The organism is Micromonospora sp. ABR4_055, from assembly GCF_056160425.1.
The window spans coordinates 14793-37953 of the sequence record NZ_JBSWXD010000057.1 but is presented as its reverse complement, the minus strand read 5'-3'; the positions used below and the strand labels follow the sequence as shown (position 1 = coordinate 37953).

General features: G+C 70.9%; 21 protein-coding genes, 1 tRNA gene and 1 pseudogene. 22 read left to right on the top strand and 1 reads right to left on the bottom strand.

What is annotated here, in order from left to right; translation table 11 throughout:
* From ACXAHD_RS15320 to ACXAHD_RS15295, 6 genes and pseudogenes are all read left to right on the top strand, one after another.
* On the top strand, nt 1-680 hold a 680-nt coding region (locus tag ACXAHD_RS15320), incomplete at its 5' end, for a hypothetical protein (RefSeq protein WP_475051262.1).
* A gap of 13 nt (nt 681-693) precedes the next feature.
* Nucleotides 694-2343, top strand: coding sequence for a murein biosynthesis integral membrane protein MurJ (gene murJ, locus ACXAHD_RS15315; protein WP_281554646.1), 1650 nt, complete (start codon nt 694-696; stop codon nt 2341-2343).
* On the top strand, nt 2340-3533 hold the full coding sequence (locus ACXAHD_RS15310) for a glycosyltransferase family 4 protein (protein WP_281554647.1): 1194 nt from the start codon (nt 2340-2342) through the stop codon (nt 3531-3533). The genes murJ and ACXAHD_RS15310 overlap by 4 nt, the downstream gene beginning before the upstream one ends.
* A pseudogene (locus ACXAHD_RS15305) lies at nt 3533-5665 on the top strand (hypothetical protein); the annotation flags it as partial. The gene ACXAHD_RS15310 and the pseudogene ACXAHD_RS15305, both read left to right, overlap by 1 nt.
* Before the next feature lie 153 nt (nt 5666-5818).
* Complete coding sequence (locus ACXAHD_RS15300; protein WP_281554649.1) at nt 5819-7519, top strand: CTP synthase; 1701 nt, start codon at nt 5819-5821, stop codon at nt 7517-7519.
* Nucleotides 7519-8172: an NUDIX domain-containing protein gene (locus tag ACXAHD_RS15295; protein WP_281554650.1), complete on the top strand. Its 654-nt coding sequence runs from the start codon at nt 7519-7521 to the stop codon at nt 8170-8172. Before ACXAHD_RS15300 ends, ACXAHD_RS15295 begins: the two co-directional genes overlap by 1 nt.
* A 115-nt stretch (nt 8173-8287) precedes the next feature.
* Here the strand turns inward: ACXAHD_RS15295 and ACXAHD_RS15290 are convergent, their stop codons facing one another.
* A complete protein-coding gene (locus tag ACXAHD_RS15290) occupies nt 8288-8539 on the bottom strand; it encodes a TM2 domain-containing protein (protein WP_278168812.1) in 252 nt (83 codons plus the stop codon).
* 259 nt (nt 8540-8798) lie between these two features.
* Here ACXAHD_RS15290 and ald point away from each other — a divergent pair, with 259 nt between their 5' ends.
* The 16 genes from ald to ACXAHD_RS15210 all read left to right on the top strand — a co-directional run bounded on the left by ald (nt 8799) and on the right by ACXAHD_RS15210 (nt 23161).
* The gene (ald, locus tag ACXAHD_RS15285) at nt 8799-9914 is read left to right on the top strand and encodes an alanine dehydrogenase (protein WP_281554651.1); all 1116 of its coding nucleotides are present in this window, start codon (nt 8799-8801) and stop codon (nt 9912-9914) included.
* On the top strand, nt 9911-10891 hold the full coding sequence (locus ACXAHD_RS15280; protein WP_475051275.1) for a site-specific tyrosine recombinase XerD: 981 nt from the start codon (nt 9911-9913) through the stop codon (nt 10889-10891). The genes ald and ACXAHD_RS15280 overlap by 4 nt, the downstream gene beginning before the upstream one ends.
* A gap of 240 nt (nt 10892-11131) precedes the next feature.
* The gene (locus ACXAHD_RS15275; protein ID WP_281554653.1) at nt 11132-12061 is read left to right on the top strand and encodes a ParA family protein; all 930 of its coding nucleotides are present in this window, start codon (nt 11132-11134) and stop codon (nt 12059-12061) included.
* A gap of 117 nt (nt 12062-12178) precedes the next feature.
* On the top strand, nt 12179-13057 hold the full coding sequence (locus tag ACXAHD_RS15270) for a segregation and condensation protein A (RefSeq protein WP_475051272.1): 879 nt from the start codon (nt 12179-12181) through the stop codon (nt 13055-13057).
* Nucleotides 13054-13872: an SMC-Scp complex subunit ScpB gene (scpB, locus tag ACXAHD_RS15265; protein ID WP_289212748.1), complete on the top strand. Its 819-nt coding sequence runs from the start codon at nt 13054-13056 to the stop codon at nt 13870-13872. Before ACXAHD_RS15270 ends, scpB begins: the two co-directional genes overlap by 4 nt.
* On the top strand, nt 13859-14599 hold the full coding sequence (locus ACXAHD_RS15260; RefSeq protein ID WP_281554655.1) for a pseudouridine synthase: 741 nt from the start codon (nt 13859-13861) through the stop codon (nt 14597-14599). The genes scpB and ACXAHD_RS15260 overlap by 14 nt, the downstream gene beginning before the upstream one ends.
* Nucleotides 14600-14698: 99 nt before the next feature.
* Nucleotides 14699-15379 carry a (d)CMP kinase gene (cmk, locus tag ACXAHD_RS15255; protein ID WP_281554656.1) on the top strand — a complete coding sequence of 227 codons (681 nt, stop codon included), beginning with the start codon at nt 14699-14701 and terminating at the stop codon, nt 15377-15379.
* Nucleotides 15376-16761: a ribosome biogenesis GTPase Der gene (gene der, locus ACXAHD_RS15250; RefSeq protein WP_281554657.1), complete on the top strand. Its 1386-nt coding sequence runs from the start codon at nt 15376-15378 to the stop codon at nt 16759-16761. The genes cmk and der overlap by 4 nt, the downstream gene beginning before the upstream one ends.
* A 109-nt stretch (nt 16762-16870) precedes the next feature.
* Nucleotides 16871-16944 (top strand) — tRNA-Pro (locus ACXAHD_RS15245).
* A gap of 626 nt (nt 16945-17570) precedes the next feature.
* The gene (locus ACXAHD_RS15240; protein WP_281554658.1) at nt 17571-17810 is read left to right on the top strand and encodes an ATP-binding cassette domain-containing protein; all 240 of its coding nucleotides are present in this window, start codon (nt 17571-17573) and stop codon (nt 17808-17810) included.
* A gap of 49 nt (nt 17811-17859) precedes the next feature.
* Entirely contained in the window at nt 17860-18969 is a 1110-nt protein-coding gene (locus tag ACXAHD_RS15235; protein WP_281554659.1) for an LLM class flavin-dependent oxidoreductase, read from the top strand.
* The gene (locus tag ACXAHD_RS15230) at nt 18966-19688 is read left to right on the top strand and encodes an NADPH-dependent F420 reductase (protein ID WP_281554660.1); all 723 of its coding nucleotides are present in this window, start codon (nt 18966-18968) and stop codon (nt 19686-19688) included. Before ACXAHD_RS15235 ends, ACXAHD_RS15230 begins: the two co-directional genes overlap by 4 nt.
* The gene (locus tag ACXAHD_RS15225) at nt 19661-20947 is read left to right on the top strand and encodes a glutaminase (RefSeq protein WP_281554661.1); all 1287 of its coding nucleotides are present in this window, start codon (nt 19661-19663) and stop codon (nt 20945-20947) included. Before ACXAHD_RS15230 ends, ACXAHD_RS15225 begins: the two co-directional genes overlap by 28 nt.
* The gene (locus tag ACXAHD_RS15220) at nt 20944-21669 is read left to right on the top strand and encodes a flavodoxin family protein (RefSeq protein WP_281554662.1); all 726 of its coding nucleotides are present in this window, start codon (nt 20944-20946) and stop codon (nt 21667-21669) included. Before ACXAHD_RS15225 ends, ACXAHD_RS15220 begins: the two co-directional genes overlap by 4 nt.
* Before the next feature lie 47 nt (nt 21670-21716).
* Nucleotides 21717-22658, top strand: a complete 942-nt coding sequence (locus tag ACXAHD_RS15215) for a DUF5996 family protein (RefSeq protein WP_475051253.1) — start codon at nt 21717-21719, stop codon at nt 22656-22658.
* A gap of 194 nt (nt 22659-22852) precedes the next feature.
* Entirely contained in the window at nt 22853-23161 is a 309-nt protein-coding gene (locus ACXAHD_RS15210; protein WP_475051251.1) for a GNAT family N-acetyltransferase, read from the top strand.

The following is a 23161-nucleotide window of genomic DNA, read 5'->3' as shown; positions in this document are numbered from 1 at the left end:
CCGCCGCCGCGTTCGGAGCCGCGAGCCCGCCCGCCGCAGCGGCGGCGCTGGTCGCCGGTGCCGGTTCCGGAGCGGTCGGGCTCTACGACGACATCGTCGGCGCCCGACCGGACCAGCGGGCGGCCAAGGGCTTCGCCGGGCATCTCTCGGCGCTGCGGTCGGGCCGGGTGACCAGCGGGCTGGTCAAGATCGTGGGGGTCGGCGCCGCCGCCACCGTCGCGGCCGCGCTGCTCGCCGTGGACCGCCGGGACACCGCCCGCCGACCGGTCCTCCGGGCGGCCGACACACTACTCGGCGCCGGCGTGATCGCCGGCACCGCCAACCTGGTCAACCTGTTGGACCTGCGGCCCGGGCGAGCGGCGAAGGCCGGGCTGCTGATCGCCGCCCCGTTGCTGGCCGGCCTGACGGCGGGCACCGCCGCAGGGACCAGCGGTGCGGTTCTCGGGCTGCTCCGCGACGATCTCGACGAGCAGGTGATGCTCGGCGACTGCGGCGCCAATGCGCTCGGTGCCCTGCTCGGGGTCGCCGTCGCGCAGCGTACCGGGCCGGTCGGCCGCGCGGTCGTGCTCGCCGGGCTCGCCGGGCTGACGGCGGCGAGCGAGCGGGTCAGCTTCACCCAGGTGATCGCACGCACCCCCGGCCTGCGTGAGTTCGACGCCCTCGGCCGCCGGACACCCTGACCAGGACGCGGCAATGACCAATTCGGCGGTCGGCACCCGGGTCGCCGGTGCCGCGGCGCTGATCGCGGTGCTCACCGTGGCGAGCCGGCTGGCCGGGGTCGGCCGTACCGCGGTTTTCGCCTGGTCGGTGGGGCCGACCGCGCTGGGTGACATCTACACTGCCGCCAACACGATTCCCAACATCATCTTCGAGATCGTCGCCGGGGGAGCGCTGGCCAGCCTCGTGGTGCCGCTGCTCGCCGGTGCGGTGGCCGCCGGTGACCGTACCGCCGTGTCCGCGACCACGTCAGCGCTGCTCACCTGGACGCTCGGCCTGCTGATCCCGCTCGCGGTGCTGCTCGCGTTCGCGGCCGGGCCGATCGTGCGGCTGCTCGCCGCCGACGCCGGTGCCGCGCAGATCGACGCCGGCACGCTGATGCTGCGGCTGTTCGCCCCGCAACTTCCGCTGTACGGGATCGCCGTGGTGCTCACCGGAGTGCTGCAGGCACACCACCGGTTCGCCTGGCCGGTGATCGCCCCGCTGCTGTCCAGCGTCACGGTGATCGGCACCTACCTGACCTTCGCCGCCACCGAGGGACGGCTGGCCGACCTGCCCGGGGTGGGTACGTCAGGCCAGCTGCTGCTGGCCGCCGGCACCACCGGTGGGGTGGCCGTGCTGTCGCTGTGCCTGTTCGTGCCGCTGCGCCCACTGGGTCTGCGGCTGCGACCCGGCCTCCGGTTCGTCGGCGCGGCCCGCGACGCAGTCGGCGGGCTGGCGGCGGCCGGCGCGGTCACCGTCGGCGCGCAGCAGGTCGCCGTGCTGGTCGCGGTCTGGCTCTGCTTCGCCGGTGGCGCGCCGCAGGGCAGCGTCGTGCTGTTCATGCTGGCCCAGACGGTGTTCCTACTGCCCTGGTCGGTGCTCGCGGTGCCGCTGGCGACCGCCGCCTACCCGACCCTGGCCGCAGCCCACAGCCACGGGAACATCGCCGGGTACCGGTCCAACCTCGGTCCGGCCCTGCGCGGCGTGGTCCTGCTCTGCTGTCTCGGCGCGGCCGTCCTGGTCTCCGTCTGCGTCCCGGCTGCGGCCTTTCTGGTCCCGGCCGGGCAGGCCGGGACGCTGGCCGCCGGCGTCGCCGGCTTCGCTCCGGGCCTGATCGGCTACGGTATGTTCGCGATCGGCTCCAGGGCGCTGTACGCGGCCGGCCGCCCGGCACCTGCCACCGCAGCGGTGGCCGCCGGCTGGAGCTGCGTGATGGTCGCCGCCCCGGTGCTGTCACTGGTGCTGCCCGACCGCGACCGGGTCTTCGCCTTGGCGCTGGCCAACGCGCTCGGCATGTCGGTGATGGGGCTGCTGCTGGTCGCGGCCCTGCGCCGGGTCGCCGGTGGCGCCGCGCTGACCGGGCTCGGCCGGGCGGTGGCGACCGGTCTGGTAGCCGGCGTCGTCGCGGCGGCTGCGGGCGCCGGCGTGGCGTACCTGACCGGGCCGGGGTCGACCACCCCGAGCGTGCCCGGCGTGCTGCTGCAGGGCATGCTGTCCGGGGCGACCGGGTTGGCGGTCTTTCTCGCGGTGTCCCTGCCTGCGGACCGCCACGATCTGCGGCCGATGGTCGTTGGCGCGGTGCGCCGGACCCGGCGGCTGGCGGCCGGCCGGCGACGGGACGGGAAGGGGACGGAGTCGCGGTGAGTGATCCGACGGACGATCGCTGGGCCGGTACGGTCCTGCTGCTGATCGGCTCCAGCACGGGCGGTATCGGCCAGCACGTCGCATCCCTGAGCCGGGGCCTGGTGTCTGGCGGGGCGCGGGTGATTGTGTGCGGTCCGCTCGCCGTCGAACAGCAGTTCCGGTTCACCGCGTCCGGTGCCCGGTTCGTCCCGGTGGAGATCCCGGCCAACCCGACCCTGGCCGACGCCCGCGCGGTGACCGCGGTCCGCCGCGTCCTCGCCGACGGGGTCGACGTGGTGCACGCGCACGGACTACGCGCCGGGTTCGTCGCGGCGCTCGCCCGACCGTCCGCGCCGATCGTGGTGACCTGGCACAACAGCATCCTCGTCGGCGGGCTGCGGGGTCGACTGGCGCGGCTGGTCGAGCGGCGGGTGGCGCGGGCCGCCCGGGTGACCCTCGGTGCCTCGGCCGACCTAGTCGAGCGGGCGGTGGCGCTCGGCGCGCCTGACGCCAGGCTCGGCCCGGTTGCGGCGCCGGAGTTGCCCGCGCCGAGACGCAGCCGTGCCGCAGTGCGCGCGGAATTCGGTGTCGGCGCCCATCAACCGCTGGTGCTCTCGGTCGGCCGGCTGCACCCGCAGAAGCGCTACGACCTGCTGGTCGACGCCGCCGCCGGATGGCGCGAACTGACTCCACCGGCGCAGGTGGTGATCGCCGGCACCGGGCCGAGCTACCTGTCCCTGGCGGCGCAGATCTCGGCGGTACGGGCACCGGTCACCCTACTCGGCCACCGTCATGACGTGTCCGACCTGCTGCTCGGCGCCGACCTGGCGGTCGTCTGCAGCGACTGGGAGGCTCGACAGTTGTTCGCCCAGGAGGCGTTGCGGGCCGGCGTACCGTTGGTGGCGACCGCGGTCGGCGGGCTGCCCGAACTGGTCGGCGACGCCTGCCGGTTGATTCCACCCGGCGACCTGGCCGCGCTGGACGGCGCCGTGCGCGAGTTGCTGAGCGACCATCAGCAGCGGGCCGACCTGGCCGACCGTGGACCCCGGCGAGCCGCCGGCTGGCCAAGCGACGCGGACAGTCTCGACCTGGTCCGCGCTGTCTACCGGGAGCTGACCGGCGGGCGGGAGGTAGCCGGCGGGCAGTCGGTGCCGGGCCGCCGTGCCGGGCCGACCGACCGCGACGACCGACCGGTGGACGGGAGCGGCTGATGCGTCACCGGATCGTGCCGCTGCTGCTGACGTCGATGCTGCTGGCCGCCGGCGTGGCGGCACTGGCCGACCGGCCGGCGGTGGGTACCTCCGGTCGCAGCGCGGACTACGTGGTCATTGTCGGAGTGCCGGGCCTGCGCTGGGACGACGTCGACCGGCGGACGACGCCGACGCTGTGGCGGCTGGCGGAGCAGGGCTCGATCGCCGCACTGGCGGTGCGGTCCGCGCAGCGGCCGACCTGTCCGGCCGACGGGTGGGTCACCCTCGGTGCCGGCAACTACGCGGCGTACGACGGGATCACCGGCACCACCGGCGACGGCACCTGCCCGCTGGCGCAGATCGCCGTCGAGCAACCTGACGGCATCGGTGGATACCTGACCTCGCAGCCCGCGACGGTGCGCCTCAATCAGGAACGTCTCACCTGGGGTGCGGTGCCCGGCGCGTTGGCCGAGTCGGTGCGGTGCACGGTGGCCATCGGGCCGGGTGCCGCGCTGACCGCCGCCCGGCCTTTCGGCCGGGTCGACCGCTACGAGCCGCAGCTCCCGCCGGACCCGGCGGACCTGCTCGCCTCCTGCGTGTTGAGCGTCGTTGACGCCGGAGTGGTTGCCGGTTCCGACCCGACCGAACGGGCAGCCGCCGCACGGCGGGCCGACGAGACGCTGGCGCGGGTTCTGGCGGCTCGCCCGCAGCGCTCACTCGTGCTGGTCGCCGGGCTGGCCGACACCGGCGCACCGACCCGGCTGCACGTGGCGGTCGCCGACGGTCCCGGCTGGGAGACGGGTTGGATGACGTCGCCGACCACCGGCCGGGACGGCTACCTGCAGTTGGTGGACCTGGCACCGACCGCGCTGCACGTGCTCGACCGGGATCAACCCGACGGGCTGTTCATCGGCCAGCCGGCGAGTTCGGCACCTGGCCGGCCGGAGGACCTCGCGACGGCGATCGCGTACCCGGCCGACGCGGACCGGGAGGCCCGCGCCCAGCGGCGCGCCGCGGTCTGGTTCTTCGGCCTGCTCGCCGGGTTCCACACCGCACTCGCCGTGGCCGTCGTACCGTTGCTGCGCCGGGTGCGCCGCACCGCAGGGCGGCCTGGCCCGGACCCGGTCACTCGGCGGGCCAACGCCGTCATGGAGGTCCTGCTGATCGCGGCCGCGCTCGCCATCCCGGCGGCGCTGCTCGCCGAGGTGGTGCCCTGGTGGCGCAGCGGCCGGCCCGGCCCCGCGTTGGCCGTGGCGACGGTGCTGGTGGTCGCCGCCGCGACGGCGGCGGTCCGGATCAGCCGTTCCTACCGACGCACGCTCGCCCCGATGACGCTGGTCGCCACGATCGCGGCGGCGGTCGTCGCCGCCGACGTGCTGACCGGCGCCAGGCTGCAACTCAACGGCGTAGCCGGATACTCCGCCTCCGAAGGCGGTCGCTACGCCGGGCTCGGCACGGTGGGACTGGGGGTGCTGATCGCCGGCACCCTGCTGGCCGCCGGCTGTCTGGCCCAGCGGGTCCGGCGTGGTTGGCGGGTGACGGTGGTGGTCACCATCGGTGGTGCCGCGGTGATCCTGGTCGGCAGCCCCTACCTGGGTGCCGACCCGGTCGGAGCGATCGCGTTGACCGCCGGAGTGGCGGTCACGGCGGCGATCAGCACCGGGGGTTGGCTGAGTGTGCCCAGAGTGGCGTGGGCGACGGTCGCGAGTCTGCTGGTGACCGCCGGCTTCGCACTGCTCGATTTGCAGCGGCCGGAGACTGAACGGGGCAGCTTGGGACGGTTCCTCACCGCACTGGCCGACGGCACCGGCGGGCTCACCCTGCACCGTTCCTCGGCGGCCAACATGTCGGCCCTGCTGAGCAGCCCGTTGACGGTGCTGACGCTGGTCGCGGCGGTACTCGTGTGGTTCGCCCTGCTGCAGCCGTGGGGCGGGCTGAAACGGCTGTTCGGCATCTATCCGGCGGTGCGGGCGGCGATGGCCGGCATCGCCGTGTCGTCGGTGATCGGCGGCGGTCTTGCGGGTTCTGCGCTGGACGTGGCCGGTGCGGCGGCGGCGGTGACCGTGCCGTTGGCCGCGTTGGTGGCGTTGCGGGTGCTCGGGCACTCGGCGGACCGGACCAGACCGTCCACCGGCCAGACGGGCCCGCCCGGCCCGGCCGAGCAGAGCCCGGCGAAGGCACCCGACGAGGTCAGCGGGTCCGCTGTTTCGGCAGGTGTTACCGTGGAGTCCCGTGGATCGCGCCAGCAGCTTCATCAGTGACGCGCCGGTCTGCACGACCAGTCAGACGACCCACGGGAGCACGCCTTGGCCCCTTCGACACAGACGGTACGGCACATTTTCGTCACCGGGGGCGTCGCGTCCTCACTCGGCAAGGGGTTGACCGCATCCAGTCTGGGCAACCTGCTCAGCGCTCGCGGACTCCGAGTGGTGATGCAGAAGCTCGACCCGTACCTCAACGTCGACCCCGGCACGATGAACCCCTTCCAGCACGGTGAGGTGTTCGTCACCGACGACGGCGCCGAAACCGATCTCGACGTGGGGCACTACGAACGGTTCCTCGACCGTGACCTGTCCTGCAAGGCCAACGTGACCACCGGTCAGATCTACTCCGAGGTCATCGCCAAGGAACGCCGGGGCGAGTACCTCGGCGACACGGTGCAGGTGATTCCGCACATCACCAACGAGATCAAAGCCAGGATCCGGGCGATGGGAGAGCCCGACGAGCACGGGTTGATCCCGGACGTGGTGATCACCGAGGTGGGCGGCACCGTCGGCGACATCGAGTCGTTGCCGTTCCTGGAGGCGATCCGCCAGGTCCGTCACGACGTCGGCCGGGACCGCTGCTTCTACCTGCACGTGTCGCTGGTTCCCTACCTGGTGCCGTCCGGCGAGCTCAAGACGAAGCCGACGCAGCACTCGGTCGCCGCGCTGCGCAGCATCGGTATCCAGCCGGACGCGATCGTGTGCCGCTCCGACCGGGAGATCCCGGACAAGTTGAAGCACAAGCTGTCGCTCTACTGTGACGTGGACCGGGAAGCGGTCATCGCCGCCCCCGACGCGCCGAGCATCTACGACATCCCGAAGGTGCTGCACCGGGAGGGCCTCGACGCCTACGTGGTGCGCCGGCTGGGTCTGTCCTTCCGCGACGTCGACTGGACCAGCTGGGACGACCTGCTGGAGCGGGTGCACCATCCGCGGCACACCGTCACCGTGGCGCTGGTCGGCAAGTACGTCGACCTGCCGGACGCGTACCTGTCGGTGACCGAGGCGATCCGGGCGGCGGGTTTCGGGCACCGGGCGCGGGTGCAGATCCGGTGGGTGCCCAGCGACGAGTGTGTCAGCCCGAACGGTGCCGCCGCCGCGCTCAGCGGGGTCGACGGGATCGTGATCCCGGGCGGATTCGGGGTGCGGGGCATCGAGGGCAAGATCGGCGCGGCCCGGTACGGGCGGGAGAACGGCGTCCCGGTGCTCGGGCTCTGCCTCGGCCTGCAGTGCATGGCGATCGAGGTGGCCCGCAACGGTGCCGGTCTGGCCGGTGCCAACTCCGCCGAGTTCGACGAGGAGGTTGAACACCCGATCATCGCGACCATGGCGGACCAGGAGCAGATCGTCGCCGGCAAGGGGGACATGGGCGGCACGATGCGCCTCGGCGGGTACCGGGCGCTGCTGGCTGAAGGCTCGATCGTCGCGCAGGCGTACGGGGCGACCGAGGTCAGTGAACGGCACCGGCACCGCTACGAGGTGAACAACGCGTACCGGGAGGTGTTGGAGAAAGCCGGGTTGCGGATCTCGGGCACCTCGCCGGACGGCCGGCTGGTCGAGTTCGTCGAGCTGGACCGGGCTGAGCACCCGTTCTTCGTCGCCACTCAGGCCCACCCGGAGCTGAAGAGCCGCCCGACCCGGCCGCATCCGCTGTTCCATGCCTTCGTCGGTGCGGTGATCACGTATTCGGAGGCCGACCAGTTGCCGGTGGATCTGGCGCCGGCCCCCGGAGGCCAGGCCTGATGCGGGAGCACGGGCCGGACGCCGAAGACGGCTCGGGCGGTCACGTCTACCGGGTGCTGTCGCGGACCGACCGGTTCTCCGGCCCAATCTTCTCGGTGGTCAGCGACGAGGTGACGATGCCGGCTGGCGGTGTGGCCAGGCGGGACTACGTACGGCATGTCGGCGCGGTCGCAGTGGTCGCGCTCGACGAGGCCGGACGGGTGGTGCTGGTCCGTCAGTACCGCCATCCGGTCGGCCGGCAGCTGTGGGAACTTCCCGCCGGCCTGATCGACGTCGCCGGGGAGGAACTGCCCGCCACCGCCCACCGGGAGCTCGTCGAGGAGGCCGACCTGACCGCCGGTCGACTCGATCTGCTCGTCGATGTGCACCCGTCGCCGGGATTTTCGGACGAGACGGTCCGGATCTTCCTCGCCCGGGACCTCACCCCGGTGCCGGAGCAGGACCGGCACCATCGCCACGACGAGGAGGCGGAGCTGCAGGTCCACCTCGTCGACCTCGACGAGGCGGTCCGGATGGTACTGGGCGGCGAGATCACCAACGGTCCGGCGGTAGCCGGTCTGCTGGCTGCGGCCTGCGCCCGGCAGACGGGGTGGGCGGCGTTGCGTGCCGTCACCGAACCTGCCCCGCGCCCGCCCGGCGGCGCGGCGCGCTGACCCGGCGGCCGGCGAACGGCGGCCGGCGCGGATGTCGTCCGCCCGACCGCCGTTCGGCTTGTCGCTATCTCCGCTCGGCCACCGGTTACGCGGTGGTCGCCGAGCGGTCGGGTGGTCAGTCGCGTAGCGGCCGACCCTGGGCGTCGGTGCCGCCGTTGACCAGGACGAGAATCCCGTCGATCAGGCCCCAGAGCGAACCGAGGCCGCAGGTGACGACGCTGACGACCAACTGGAGTACGGCGATCTTGGTGTGGCCTGTGTAGAACCGGCCGACGCCGAAGCCGCCCAGCAGGATGCCGAGGACCCCGGCGATGATCTTGCTCTTGTCGGAGACGCCACCGGCGCCAGGATGCTGAGGAAAGGTCATGGAGCGGCAATGTAGTGACCTTGGTCCAGGTCGTCGCAGCGAAGGTCCGGATCCTGGGAAAACCGCGGACCGCGCTCACCTGGTGGTCCCTGGCCTTCACTCCATGTGATCGCCTGGGCGGTGGTCGCTCGGAATGACACACCGTCAAGCCGTGCCGTCATCGACTGTCAACGTGCCGGCTGTCGGACCTGTCGACCGGATCTAGACTTCGCCGGGAGACAAGTTCGGGCAGCGTGGCCCGCGGAAAGGTGACGGCGACGTGAAGGTTGGCATTCCCCGCGAGGTCAAGAACCACGAGTACCGGGTGGCGATCACCCCGGCCGGGGTGCACGAGTTCACCCGGGCCGGTCACCAGGTGACGGTGGAGACCGGCGCCGGCGTCGGATCCGCCATCACCGACGACGAGTTCGCCGCCGCCGGGGCGAGCATCGCCCCGAGCGCCGACGACGTCTGGGCGAGTGCCGACCTGGTCCTCAAGGTGAAGGAGCCAGTCGCCGAGGAACACCACCGGATGCGACCCGGCCAGGTCCTCTTCACCTACCTGCACCTCGCGGCGTCGCGAGAGTGCACCGACGCCCTGCTGCGCCAACGGGTCACCGGAATCGCGTACGAAACGGTGGAGAACGCCGACCGTTCCCTCCCGCTGCTCGCACCGATGTCCGAGGTCGCCGGTCGGCTGGCCGCACAGGTCGGCGCGTACCACCTGATGCGTCCCGGCGGTGGCCGCGGCGTGCTGATGGGCGGGGTCCCCGGCGTCTACCCGGCGAAGGTGGTGGTCATCGGGGCCGGGGTGTCCGGGATGAACGCGGCCGTGATCGCGGCCGGGATGCACGCCGACGTCCTGCTGCTCGACCGGGACATCAGCAAGCTGCGTCAGGCGGACGCGATCCACCAGGGGCGGATGAAGACGGTCGCGTCGAACACCTACGAGGTCGAGCGGGCGGTGATCGACGCGGACCTGGTGATCGGCGCGGTCCTGGTGCCCGGAGCGAAGGCACCCAGGATCGTCACCAACGAACTGGTGTCCCGGATGAAGCCCGGCAGTGTGCTCGTCGACATCTCGATCGACCAGGGCGGGTGTTTCGAGGACTCCCGGCCCACCACCCACGCCGAACCCGTCTACCCGGTCCACGACTCGGTCTTCTACTGCGTGGCGAACATGCCCGGCGCCGTCCCGCACACCAGCACGTACGCGTTGACCAACGTCACCCTGCCGTACGCCCTCGAACTCGCCAACCGGGGCTGGCGCGACGCGCTGCGTCACGATCGGGCTCTCGCCGCCGGTCTGAACACCCACGACGGCGAGATCACCTCCGGTCCGGTGGCCGAGGCACATGGCCTGAGCAGCCGGTCGTTGGCCGAGGTGCTGGGCTGACCGGCGACGCGCCGCCGCAGACGGTGCCGCCGGCCCCTGCGCTGCGGCACGCGGTCCGCAGCTACCTGGACCACCTGACCGTCGAACGCGGGCTGTCCCAGCACACCCTCCGGTCCTACCGGCGCGACCTGGACCGCTACCTCGGCACGCTGGCGCACCTGGGGATCGCTGAACTTGCCGAGGTGGGGCCGGTGCAGATCACCGGGCACCTCGCCGCGCTGCGGGCCGGCGCCGACGGGCAGCCGCCGCTGTCGGCCGCGTCCACCGCCCGGGCCGCCAGTGCCATCCGCGGGCTGCACCGGTTCGCCGTCCGGGAGGGACACGCCGACTCCGACGCCGGCCGCGACGTCCGTCCCGCCGTCCCGCCGCGCCGGCTGCCCCGGGCGCTCGACGTCGACCAGGTCGAACGGTTGCTGACCGCCGCCGGCGCGGTGGACGGTCCGGTGCCGCCGCTGGCCGTACGCGACCGGGCACTGCTGGAGTTCCTCTACGGCACCGGGGCGCGGATCTCCGAGGCGGTCGGTGCCGCCGTCGACGACCTCGACCTGGACACCGGGACGGTCCTGCTCCGTGGCAAGGGCGGCCGGCAGCGGGTGGTCCCGGTCGGCGGGTACGCGGCCGACGCGCTGCGGGCCTATCTGACCCGGGTGCGGCCGGCACTCGTGGCGGCGGGCCGGGGCAGCCCGGCCGTCTTCCTCAACGCGCGGGGCGGGCAGCTGTCCCGGCAGAGCGCGTGGACGGTGCTGCGGCGCGCCGCTGAGCGCGCCGGGTTGCCGGTGAGCGGGGCACATCCGGTTTCCCCGCACACCCTGCGGCACTCGTACGCCACCCATCTGCTCGACGGCGGCGCGGACGTACGGGTGGTCCAGGAACTGCTCGGCCACGCGTCGGTGACCACCACTCAGGTCTACACGCTGGTGACCGTCGACCGGCTCCGCGAGGTCTACGCCACCGCGCATCCGCGGGCCCGTGGTTGACCCGTTCCGCGAGCCTGCGGTCGATCCGTAGGCGGATGCGGGTGCGGGCGTCGGGCGTACCCGGGTCATGCCGGGTCGACACGCCGGACCGGTGTCCGCCGCACCCCGGCCGGGTGGCGTACAGTCGGGCAACGGCGCGGCTTTCGTACGGCGGCAGGCGAAGGCCCCGCAGCGGCGACGCCGCTGCAGACGCCGGTCGGCTCCGGCGCCGAGCAGTCGTCGGGAGGGGGCGCACAGGACATGGCGGGCAACAGTGACCGTGCCGAGGCGTGGACCTCGACGCTCCGCGAACAACAGGCAGGGCTCGATCTGAGCGCGGAGCTCGGTCCCGCCGATCCGACCGCCTACACCATGCGCAAGCCGATCCCCGAGCCGATGCCGACCGACCGGCACGGCCCGGCGCGGGTCATCGCGATGGCCAACCAGAAGGGCGGCGTCGGCAAGACCACCACGACGATCAACCTCGGTGCCGCGTTGGCCGAGTACGGTCGCCGGGTGCTGCTGGTCGACTTCGACCCGCAGGGCGCGCTGTCGGTCGGGCTCGGGGTCAACCCGCACAACCTCGATCTGTCGGTCTACAACCTGCTGATGCAGGACGACGTCACTGCCGAGGACGTGCTGATCAAGACCGACGTCGCCGGTCTGCACCTGCTGCCGGCCAACATCGACCTGTCGGCCGCGGAGATCCAGCTGGTCAACGAGGTTGCCCGGGAGATGGCCCTGGCCCGGGTGCTCAAGTCGATCCGCAAGGAGTACGACTTCGTTCTGATCGACTGCCAGCCCTCGCTCGGTCTGCTGGCGATCAACGCGCTCACCGTGGCACACGGTGTGCTGATCCCCCTGGAATGCGAGTTCTTCAGCCTGCGTGGGGTGGCGCTGCTGCTGGACACCATCGACAAGGTCCGCGAGCGGCTCAACTTCGACCTGGAGCTCGAAGGCATCCTCGCCACGATGTACGACAGCCGCACCACCCACTGCCGGCAGGTGCTGCAGCGGGTGGTCGAGGCGTTCGGCGACAAGGTCTACCAGACGGTCATCACCAAGACAGTGAAGTTCCCCGAGTCGACGGTGGCCGGCGCACCGATCACCAGTCTCGACCCGGCCTCGTCCGGCGCCCGCAACTACCGGCAGCTGGCCCGCGAGGTCATCGCGCACCAGGCGGAGCGCTAACCTGCGGTGCAGCTCGTCGAGCAGGTGGACTACGGTCGACGGGTGAGCGCTCCGACGGTCGACGTGACAGCTGGGCAGGTTGCCGGGACGGCACCCGGCTCCGGCGACGCCGCCGGGGTGGTCCTGCCCGGCGAGAGCACCGGATTCACCGTCCGGCTGGACAACTTCACCGGACCGTTCGACCTGCTGCTGCAGCTCATCGGTAAACACAAGCTGGACGTCACCGAAGTGGCGTTGCACCAGGTCACCGACGAGTTCATCGCCTACATCCGGGCGATGGGCGACGACTGGGACCTGGACGAGGCCAGTGAGTTCCTGGTCGTCGCGGCGACCCTGCTCGACCTCAAGGCCGCCCGGCTGCTGCCCGCCGCCCAGGTCGAGGACGAAGAGGACCTGGCTCTGCTGGAGGCCAGGGACCTGCTGTTCGCCCGGCTGTTGCAGTACAAGGCGTTCAAGGAGGCCGCGGCGCACATCGCCGAGCTGGAGACCGCTGGGGCCCGCCGCTATCCCCGCTCGGTCACCATGGAGGAGCGGTACGCGCAGGCGCTGCCCGAGCTGGTGCTCGGTATCGGTCCGGAGCGGCTCGCGAAGCTCGCGATCAGGGCGATGACGCCACGCGTCGCACCGGTCGTCTCCATCGACCACGTGCACCAGATCCGGGTGAGCGTGCGGGAGCACGCCACTCTGTTGCGTGACCGGCTGCGCCGGATGGGCACCGCGACGTTCCAGACGCTGTGCCTGGACTGCGAGTCCACCCTGGAGGTCGTCGCACGCTTCCTCGCGCTGCTGGAGCTCTACCGGGAGGGTCTGGTCGGCTTCAGCCAGGAGCAGGCCCTGGGGGATCTGACCGTACGCTGGACCGGAGGCGCCGACGGCGGCGGGGAGCTCACCATTGACGAGTACGTCGGCCACCCGGAGGAACGGGACGCCGCCGCGGCACCGGTCACCCAGCTGAAGGCCGTGCAGCCGGACGCCGTGCAGGAGGAGACCCCGTGAGCACCGACGAGCAGTCCGACTCGCTCGCCGAGCAGGCGGCCGCCTGGGTGCCACCGTGGGCGCGGGCCCCCGTACCAGCGGAACATGCCACCGCGCCCGAACCGCAGCCGCCGCCGACCCCCGAGCCTGAACCGGTCCCGGCGGCGGAGCCGGCCCCCGAGCCGCCGCCGGCGCCCGAGCCGGTGCCAGCCGCTGAACCGCCGCCTACAGCCGGGCCGACACCGGTGGTCGGGCCGTCGCCGGTCCGACCGGAGGCGCTGGCGCTGCTCGACGACGCCGAGTTGCGCGCCGCGCTCGAAGCGATCCTGCTCGTGGTCGACGAACCCGTCGCCGAGGTGGTCCTGGCCCAGGTGCTGGAGCAGCCCACCGACCGGATCGCCGCAGTCCTCGCCGACCTCTCCGCCGGCTACACAGCGGCCGGTCACGGCTTCGACCTGCGTCGGGTGGCTGGCGGCTGGCGGCTCTACACCCGTCCGGAGTACGCGCCGTACGTGGAGCGGTTCGTACTCGACGGGCAGTCGGCACGGCTGACCCAGGCCGCGCTGGAGACCCTCGCCGTGGTCGCCTACAAGCAGCCGGTGACGCGTGGCCGGGTCTCCGCGATCCGGGGTGTCAACTGCGACGGGGTGATCCGTACCCTGTTGTCCCGTGGCCTGATCGAGGAGTGCGGCAGCGAGCCGGAGTCCGGCGCCTACCTCTACCGCACCTCGACGCTGTTCCTGGAGAAACTGGGGTTGGACAGCGTCGAGGAGCTACCCTCGCTCGCGCCGTTCCTGCCCGACGACGTGGAAGAGATTGCCGATGCCCAGCGATGACGACAGCGGTGTACAGCGTCTGCAGAAGGTGCTCGCCACCGCCGGAGTCGGCTCGCGGCGGGCCTGCGAGGATCTGATCTTCCGACGCCGGGTGACGGTCGACGGACGCATCGCTCAACTCGGCGACAAGGTCGACCCGCGTACGGCGGTCATCCACGTCGACGGCGAACGGGTCGTCGCCGACCACCGGCTCGCCTATCTGGCGATGAACAAGCCCCGCGGCGTGGTTTCCACCATGGCAGACGAAAAGGGGCGTACCGCGTTGTCGGACCTGCTCGACCGGGTTGACCAGCGGGTCTACCACGTCGGCCGGCTGGATGCGGACAGTGAGGGACTGTTGCTGCTGACCAACGACGGCACGCTGGCCCACCGCCTGATGCATCCGTCGTACGGGGTGCCGAAGACGTACCTGTGTGAGATTGCCGGCCCGGTGCCCCGGGCGGTCGGCCGCCGGCTGCTCGCCGGTGTCGATCTCGACGACGGGCCGGCCAAAGTGGACAAGTATGCGCTGCTGGACACCCTGGGTCGCACCGCGCAGGTCGAGGTGGTGCTGCACGAGGGGCGCAACCACATCGTGCGTCGGCTGTTCGACGAGGTGGGGCACCCGGTCTCGCGACTGGTGCGGACCGCCATCGGGCCGATCCGGCTCGGTGACCTGCGGCCGGGGCGGACCCGGCGGCTGAACAACGCGGAGGTCGCCGCCCTCTTCTCGGCCGTCAGCGACTAACCAGGCATGATGGACCCGGAAAGCGGGCACTCGGCAGGTGCCCTCGTGGATGCTCCCGGGACTGCCGGGGCCGGTGGTACGGAAGAGAGGAAACCGACGGTGGCTGAGCAGGCACGGACCGGGCACTTCGTGGTGGCGGTGGATGGTCCGTCCGGATCCGGCAAATCCACCGTTTCCCGGCGACTGGCCGCCGCGACAGGCGCCCGCTACCTGGACACCGGCGCGATGTACCGGGCAATCACCTGGGCAGTGCTCCGGTCTGGCGTCGACCCGCACGACACGCCCGGGGTCGTCAAGGTCGCGTCGGACGTCACCTTGACCGTCGGCACCGATCCGGCGGCACCGCACATCAGCGCGGATGGCGTCGCGGTGGACGTCGAGATCCGCAGCCAGGAGGTCACCTCCGCAGTGTCTGCGGTGGCGGCCGTGCCGGCGGTACGTGAACGGCTGGTCGCCGAGCAGCGCGCGTTGATCGATCAGCCGTCCCCGATTGTCGTCGAGGGCCGTGACATCGGCTCCGTCGTCGCACCCGATGCTGACCTCAAGGTCTACCTCACCGCGTCGGCCGAGGCCAGGGCGATGCGGCGCAGCGCCGAGACCGCCGCCGACGTAGCGGCGACAGCCGCGGCGCTGGCCCGCCGCGACCGGCTCGACTCGACCCGGGCCGCCGACCCGTTGCAGCAGTCCGCCGACGCGGTCGAGCTGGACACCACCGGGATGGGCATCGACGAGGTCGTCGACCAGCTCCGCGAGCTGCTCGTAGCCCGGACGACCCGGTGAGCGCCGAGGCAGTCCCGGACGAGCGGACCGGGCCGGCCGCCCCGGTCCCGGTGGTCGCCGTCGTCGGGCGCCCCAACGTCGGCAAGTCCACACTGGTCAACCGGATCATCGGCCGCCGGCAGGCGGTGGTGGAGGACACCCCGGGCGTGACCCGGGACCGGGTGCCGTACGACGCCAACTGGTCCGGTCGGCAGTTCGTCGTCGTCGACACCGGCGGCTGGGAGCCGGACGCCCGCGACCGCGCCGCCGCGATCGCCGCCCAGGCCGAAGCCGCGGTGGCCACCGCGGACGTCATCCTGTTCGTCGTCGACGCCACGGTCGGCTCGACCGATGTCGACGAGGCCGCGGTCAAGATGCTGCGACGCAGCGCCAAACCGGTCCTGCTGGTCGCCAACAAGGCCGACAACATGTCCGTCGAGTTGGAGTCGGCCGCCCTGTGGTCACTCGGCCTGGGCGAGCCGTACCCGGTCTCGGCGCTGCACGGTCGCGGGTCCGGCGACCTGCTCGACGCGGTCCTCGACGCGTTGCCTGATCCGCCGCCGGTCACCGAGCCGGGTGGGCCGCGCGGCCCTCGCCGGGTCGCCCTGGTCGGCCGGCCGAACGTGGGCAAGTCCAGCCTGCTCAACCGGCTCGCCCGGGAGGAACGGGCCGTCGTCGACTCCGTCGCGGGCACCACCGTCGACCCGGTGGACAGCATCGTCGAGATCGGCGGTGAACCGTGGCAGTTCGTCGACACCGCCGGGCTGCGCAAACGCGCCAACCGGGCCAGCGGCACCGAGTACTACGCCAGCCTGCGCACCGCCGGCGCGATCGAAGCGGCCGAGGTGGCGGTCGTCCTGCTCGACGCCAGCGAAGTCCTGAGCGAGCAGGACCAGCGGGTGCTGTCGATGGTCGTCGAGGCCGGCCGGGCCTTGGTGATCGCGTTCAACAAGTGGGATCTGGTCGACGCCGACCGACGCTACTACCTGGAGAAGGAGATCGAGCGGGACCTCCGGCGCATTCCGTGGGCGATCCGGGTGAACATCTCCGCCCGGACCGGCCGGTCGGTGGAGCGGCTCGCCCCGGCGCTGCGGACCGCCCTGGCCAGCTGGGAGACCCGGATCCCGACCGGCCAGCTCAACCAGTGGATCACCGCCCTGGTGCAGGCCACCCCGCACCCGGTACGCGGCGGCCGCGCACCGCGCATCCTCTTCGCCACCCAGGCCGGCGTGGCGCCGCCCCGGTTCGTGCTGTTCACCACCGGCCCGCTCGACGCCGGCTACCAGCGGTTCGTCGAGCGCAAGCTGCGGGAGGAGTTCGGCTTCGAAGGCACCCCGATCGAGGTCACGGTGCGCCCACGCAAGCAGGTGGGTCCCGGCGGGCGGGGCAAGGCCCACGGCTGAGGCCCGTCGCCGGTATGGCTGCCGTATCTCCCCGGGTGGGGGCCGCGGTGTCCTGGCCGACCGGTGCGCTACGCTGTACCGGCTGCCGCCGGCGCTGTGCCGGCTGGAGCGGGACGTGGCGCAGCTTGGTAGCGCACTTGACTGGGGGTCAAGGGGTCGTCGGTTCGAATCCGGCCGTCCCGACAGCGTGAGGGTTTCCGCAGGTCAGCGACTTGCGGGAGCCCTCTTTTCATTGCTTGGCATGGATGCCCGGTCTGGCGTGCCGCTGTTGGACCACAAAACTCGGGCAGGTTGCCATGGCACTGTTGGATCTTCAGAAGCTGACCGTAGGACTGTCCCGGACCTGGGCCGGGTCCCTGCGGGACTGGGACCGGTCGCTGCGTTCGGGGAACTATCCGGAGACGACCCGGTACAACTGTCTCCTCGCGGCGGCGCAGCTGGCGCGGTACCTGGGGGAGCACTCGCCCGACCCGGACGCCGACGACGGCGCCGCCGACCCATGCGTGGTCTGTCTTTCACTTCCACCCGAGGTTGGGATGAGGTCCGACAGGGGCGGAGTAGGTAGTTGTCACCCGTGATCTCCACGCGGAGCGGTTGATGAAACGGATGCCGTAGGTCGAGACAGGCCCGAGCGCGCGGCTTCCATCACTGGTCAACCCGCGTCCCGGCTGCCACGCCGGCTTGCTCGCACCGCCCGTGACCAGCTCGCTTGCGAATCGGTGCGCTGAAGGTGAGGGCTAAGGCGTTTATACCGACGCGAAGGCGCCGCCGAGGACGGAAGTCTTGTGCCGAGACGAGAGGGAGCCGCGATGCCCGTCAGCCCAGTCATCGAAGCCGCCCAATTGAGCGTTACCTACGGCAAGTTCGACCCCGTCGAGGAGATCTCGACCCATGTCGCGCTCTGGGAGCTCTACGCCCTCCTCGGCACCAACGGGGCAGGCAAGACCTCGACGATCGAGGTCATCGAGGGTCGTCGGACGGTGTCGGCGGGCACGGTGCGCGACTTCGGCGAAAGCCCCACGGCCCGGCGAACGGTGGCCGTCACCTAGGTGCTCGGCGGCAACGCCTGCGCGCTGAGCATCACCACATCTGGACCAGATGTCGGAGGCAGCCGAGACATTGAAGGAGTCACCCACGGTGGATGCATCGCAGATCGAGTTCGGTATCGACAGTTTCGGTGACCGCCCTCATGATGACCGGGGGGAAATCGTCTCGCACGCGAAGGCGATCCGCGCGGCAGTGGCCGAGGCCGTCCTGGCCGACCAGATCGGCATCGACGTGGTCGCATTGGGCGAGCACCACCGGCCGGAGTACGCGATCTCCAGTCCGGAGACTGTGCTCGCCGGCATCGCGACCGCCACGCAGCGGATCCGGCTCGCGTCGGGAGTGACGGTGCTGTCCTCGGATGATCCGGTGCGGGTGTTCCAGCGCTTCGCCACGATCGATGCGCTATCCAGCGGTCGCGCCGAGGTGATCCTCGGGCGAGGGTCGTTCACCGAGTCGTTCCCGTTGTTTGGGTACGACCTGAAGGACTACGAGGTGCTGTTCGAGGAGAAGATCGACCTGTTTCACCGACTGCTGGACGAGAAGCCGGTGACCTGGGAAGGCACCACTCGCGCCGCCCTGCAGAACGCGGACGTCTATCCGAAGACGGAATCGGGACGTCTGAGCACCTGGGTGGGAGTGGGCGGTACGCCGCAGTCGGTGCTCCGCACCGCGCGCTACGGATTCCGGCTCATGCTCGCCATCATCGGTGGCGTGCCCGATCGCTTTGCTGCGTACGTGGACCTGTATCGACGGGCGCACCAGCAGCTCGGCACGACCGCTGCGCCGGTCGGGGTGCACTCGCCTGGCTTCGTCGCCGCGACCGACGAGGAGGCCAAGGAGCTGTTCTACCCCGGATACCGGGAGATCCGCGATCGGATCGGCACGTTGCGCGGTTGGCCGCCGCTCCAGCGGCGGGAGTTCGATGCCGACGTGGCGCACGGCTCGCTGTACGTCGGGTCGGTCGAGACCGTCGCGGCGAAGATCGCCCGCGCGGTCCGGATGTTGGACGTGGGCCGTTTCGACATGATCTACTCCGCCGCGGGGACAGTCTCCGCCGCGGCGCGGATGCGGTCGGTCGAGCTGTACGGCACGCAGGTCATTCCGCGGGTGCGTGAGCTTCTGGCTGAGCAGTCCGCAGCCACGGCGCGGGTTGCACGATGACTTCTCGTGTCACAACCGTCGGTATTCTGGGTGCCGGGAAGGTCGGCACCGTCCTGGCCCGTCTGGCCGTCGCCGCCGGCTATCGCGTCCTCATAGCCGGCTCCGGAGATCCTGAGAGGATCGCACTGACCACCGAGGTGCTGACACCCGGCGCCACTGCCGGGTGGCCGACCGAGGTCGCGGCGACCGCGGACGTGGTGATCCTCGCACTCCCATTCAGCAGGCACCGCAACCTCCCGGTAGACGAATTGAAGGGGAAGCTCGTCGTGGATGCGATGAACCACTGGTGGGAGTCTGACGGCCTCCGCGACACGATCGTCCCGCCCGGCGTGTCATCGAGCGATGCCGTGCAGCGGTTCCTGCCGGGCGCGCGGGTCGTCAAGGCGCTGAACCACATGGGCTATCACGACCTCGAAGAGGAGGCTCGTCCCGCAGGGCGGTCCGGGCGCAAGGCGATCGCGGTCGCCGGAGACTCTCCCGAGGACGTGGCTGTGGTGTCACAACTCATCAACGCGTTCGGATTCGACGCCGTGGCGATCGGCTCCCTCTCGGCCGGTGCCCGCGTCGAGCCCGGGACTGCTGCGTTCGGAGCGAATGTCGAGGCCGCCGAGCTGCGAACCCTCACCACAGCCTGCCGGGCCGTTCGGGCGCGGCCCTGCAAACAGCTTCCGCGAGAACCTGAGGAGGACAGATGCGGTCAGTCGTTCCCGACTATCTGACTGACGTACTCGCAGATGTCGAATCGGACACCTCCGGGGAGCCGGCGGGGTACATCCCCGAGCTCGCGGCGGCTGATCCTGAGCGTCTGGCAGCGGTCTTCGCCACGGTCGACGGCACGGTCCATGGTGCCGGCGACCCTGACGTCGCGTTCACGATCCAGTCGATCTCGAAGCCTTTCGTGTACGCGATGGCGCTCTCCGATCGCGGCTTTGATCGAGTGCTCGCCAAGGTCGGGGTCGAGCCATCCGGGGAGGCGTTCAACGAGATCTCCTTGGAGAACGACACGGGGCGCCCTCGTAATCCGATGATCAACGCCGGCGCGATCACCGCTCACTCACTTACCGGTCCGGAAAACGTGACGCCCGTCGAGCGGGTCGACCGCGTCGTCCAGGGGCTTTCGGCGTTCGCTGGCCGTCAGCTGACAGTCGACGAGACGGTGTGCGCATCCGAGATGGAGAACGCGCACCGCAACCTTGCCATCGCGTACATGCTCCGCAGCCACGGCATCCTCACCGAGGACCCCAGGGCCGTCGTCGATGGCTACATCCGTCAGTGCTCGGTCCTCGTGACCACCCGGGATCTGGCGATGATGGCGGCGACGCTGGCCAACCGCGGGGTGAATCCCCTGTCGGACGAGCAGGTGGTGGACGGGGCGGTGGTGCGTCAGGTCCTGAGCGTCATGGCCACCTGCGGGATGTACGACGCCGCCGGCGACTGGGCCACGCAGGTCGGCATTCCAGCGAAGAGCGGTGTGGCCGGGGGACTGATCGGTGCACTCCCCGGTCAGCTCGGCATAGCCACTTTCTCGCCACGACTGGACAGGCACGGCAACAGTGTTCGCGGAGTGTCGCTGTTCGAGCGGTTCTCGGCAGACATGGGACTGCATGTGATGGAGGTCCCGCCTGCGGCGCGCGCGGTCGTGCGTTCCAATCGGGTACGGGGTGACGGAGCGGACGCGACCCGGGTTCTCCGGCTGCAGGGCGGAATCCACTTTGCGGGAGCAGAACGGATCGTGCGCGAGGTCGTGGAGAGCGCGCCTTCGGAGCCCCGAGTGGTCCTCGACGTCTCCCTGGTGCACTCTATCGACGACGTGTCCCGACGAATGCTCCTGGAAGTCGCGCGTCGGCTCCGCCTGAACGGTCACGAAGTCTATCTCGTAGATCCGGAGATGATGATCCCGGACCCCGACCCTGGCGACGGGGTCCGGCTCGCGGTCATCGATGTCATTGCTCAATTGCGACCAGGAAGGACATCATGACCGCGAGGATCATCGAGAAGCCCGACTTTACCGGGCTGCATGCGATGTATATCAACTGCACCCTCAACCGTTCCCCCGGCCGGAGCCACACCCAGGGGTTGATCGACCGCAGTGTGGCGATCATGGCGGCGAACGGGGTCAGCGTGGACCAGATTCGCGCCGTCGACCACGACATCGCCACCGGCGTGCGACCGGACATGACCGAGTACGGGTGGGACACCGACGAATGGCCCGCGTTGCTGACCCGGGTGCTGGCAGCCGACATCCTGGTCATCGCCGGTCCGATCTGGCTCGGCGACAACAGTTCGGTGACCCGCCGGGTGATCGAGCGGCTCTACGGCTACTCCGGTGTACTCAACGAGCAGGGTCAGTACGCCTACTACGGGCGGGTCGGTGGCTGCCTGCTCACCGGCAACGAGGACGGCCTGAAGCACTGCGCCATGAATATCCTCTACAGCTTGCAGCACATCGGCTTCACCATCCCGCCGCAGGCCGATGCGGGTTGGCTCGGCGAGGTCGGTCCCGGCCCGTCCTACCTCGACGCGGGTTCTGGCGGGCCGGAGAACGACTTCACCAACCGCAATACCGCGTTCATGACCTACAACCTGCTCCACCTCGCGTCGATGATCCGTCGTGCCGGCGGGTTCCCGGCCTACGGCAACCAACGCACTGTCTGGGACGCAGGAGTCTATCCGGACACGGCCAATCCCGAGTACCGCTGACCCGACGACCGTCACCTCTCGTGACAGCGCCAAGGATGTGAGTAGCGATGACCATTTCGGCAACGACGAGCTGGCCGAGCCTGCGGGTCTCGGACTGGACCGACACGCGTGACACCCTGCACATGTGGACCCAGATCGTGGGCAAGATCCGCATGGCGCACGCTCCGTTGGTCAATCACTGGTGGCAGGTGACCCTGTACGTGAGCCCACGCGGGTTGACGACGTCCGCCATCCCGTACGGCACGGGAGCCTTTGAGATCGAGTTCGACTTCATCGGCCATCGGCTCGACGTGCACACCAGCAACGGCGGCGTGCGGAGTCTTCCGCTCCGGCCGATGCCGGTCGCCGAGTTCTACTCGCGGGTCATGGCCATGCTCGACGAACTCGGGATCGAGGCGCCGATCCGGCCGCATCCCAACGAGGTCGACCCGGCGATCCCGTTCGCCGAGGACCACCACCACGCCTCCTACGACGGTGAGGCCGCCGCCCTGTTCTGGCGGCAGCTGTTGCAGGCGAACCGGGTGATCGGCGAGTTCCGGTCGCATTTCGTGGGCAAGGTCAGCCCGGTGCACTTCTTCTGGGGCGGGATGGACCTCGCCTGCACCCGCTTCTCCGGCCGGTCGGCCCCGCCGCACCCCGGCGGAGTGCCGAACTGCGGAGACTGGGTCATGGTCGAGGGCTACTCCCGCGAGCTGTCCAGCTGCGGGTTCTGGCCCGGCGGCGGTGAGGAAGGCGCCTTCTACTCGTACGCCTATCCCGCACCCGACGGGTTCGCCGAGCAGCCGATCGGACCCGACGGCGCGTACTTCAGCGCTGAGTTCCAGCAGTTCCTGCTGCCGTACGAGGCTGCCCGCGCCGCACCGAATCCGGACCGCGCGGTCGCTGAGTTCCTCCGCAGCACCTACGTGGCCGCCGCAGACCTCGGGGGCTGGGACCGCTCCGCCCTGGAGGACGACCCGTTTCGTTGGCACCGAACCTCTGCTTGGTGAAGACCACCAAGGTGATCGCACGACCGCCGCGTTACCCCTGCGAACACGACTGGCGGCAACCGGTGGTACGGCCGGCGGTCGAGCCGTATGACGCCTCTGGGAGACAGATGCTCGCCGGAGACGGCGGAAGCGACCTCTGACCTGGCCGCCGCGCCGGTCCGCCCGTATCAGAGATGAGAGCTGATGGAGGACACATGGTAGTTAATGTGAAGGATGTCCCCGAAGCCAAGCAGTACGAGGCTCGGGTCGAGGGAGAGTCCAAGGTTGCGGGTATCGCGCAGTACATCCGGACCAAGGAACTCATCGCGTTCGTGCACACCGAGGTCCCGCCGGAGTACGAGGGCAGGGGAGTGGGGACGGCCCTTGCCCGCGCCGGCCTCGACGAGGCCCGCGCCGCAGGCCTGCTGGTCCTGGCCACCTGCCCGTTCTTCGCGGGGTGGATCGCGCGGCACCCCGAGTACCAGGACCTGGTGTACCAGTCCCGCAGCAGAGTCACCGACTGA

Excerpts from the sequence above, each read along its gene's own strand:
- murJ (WP_281554646.1), top strand. The coding sequence starts at position 694 with ATGACCAATTCGGCGGTCGGCACCCGGGTCGCCGGTGCCGCGGCGCTG.
- ACXAHD_RS15295 (WP_281554650.1), top strand. The coding sequence starts at position 7,519 with ATGCGGGAGCACGGGCCGGACGCCGAAGACGGCTCGGGCGGTCACGTC.
- ACXAHD_RS15290 (WP_278168812.1), bottom strand. The coding sequence starts at position 8,539 with ATGACCTTTCCTCAGCATCCTGGCGCCGGTGGCGTCTCCGACAAGAGC.
- ACXAHD_RS15275 (WP_281554653.1), top strand. The coding sequence starts at position 11,132 with ATGGCGGGCAACAGTGACCGTGCCGAGGCGTGGACCTCGACGCTCCGC.
- ACXAHD_RS15260 (WP_281554655.1), top strand. The coding sequence starts at position 13,859 with ATGCCCAGCGATGACGACAGCGGTGTACAGCGTCTGCAGAAGGTGCTC.
- ACXAHD_RS15240 (WP_281554658.1), top strand. The coding sequence starts at position 17,571 with ATGCCCGTCAGCCCAGTCATCGAAGCCGCCCAATTGAGCGTTACCTAC.
- ACXAHD_RS15235 (WP_281554659.1), top strand. The coding sequence starts at position 17,860 with ATGTCGGAGGCAGCCGAGACATTGAAGGAGTCACCCACGGTGGATGCA.
- ACXAHD_RS15230 (WP_281554660.1), top strand. The coding sequence starts at position 18,966 with ATGACTTCTCGTGTCACAACCGTCGGTATTCTGGGTGCCGGGAAGGTC.
- ACXAHD_RS15225 (WP_281554661.1), top strand. The coding sequence starts at position 19,661 with ATGCGGTCAGTCGTTCCCGACTATCTGACTGACGTACTCGCAGATGTC.
- ACXAHD_RS15220 (WP_281554662.1), top strand. The coding sequence starts at position 20,944 with ATGACCGCGAGGATCATCGAGAAGCCCGACTTTACCGGGCTGCATGCG.
- ACXAHD_RS15215 (WP_475051253.1), top strand. The coding sequence starts at position 21,717 with ATGACCATTTCGGCAACGACGAGCTGGCCGAGCCTGCGGGTCTCGGAC.
- ACXAHD_RS15210 (WP_475051251.1), top strand. The coding sequence starts at position 22,853 with ATGGTAGTTAATGTGAAGGATGTCCCCGAAGCCAAGCAGTACGAGGCT.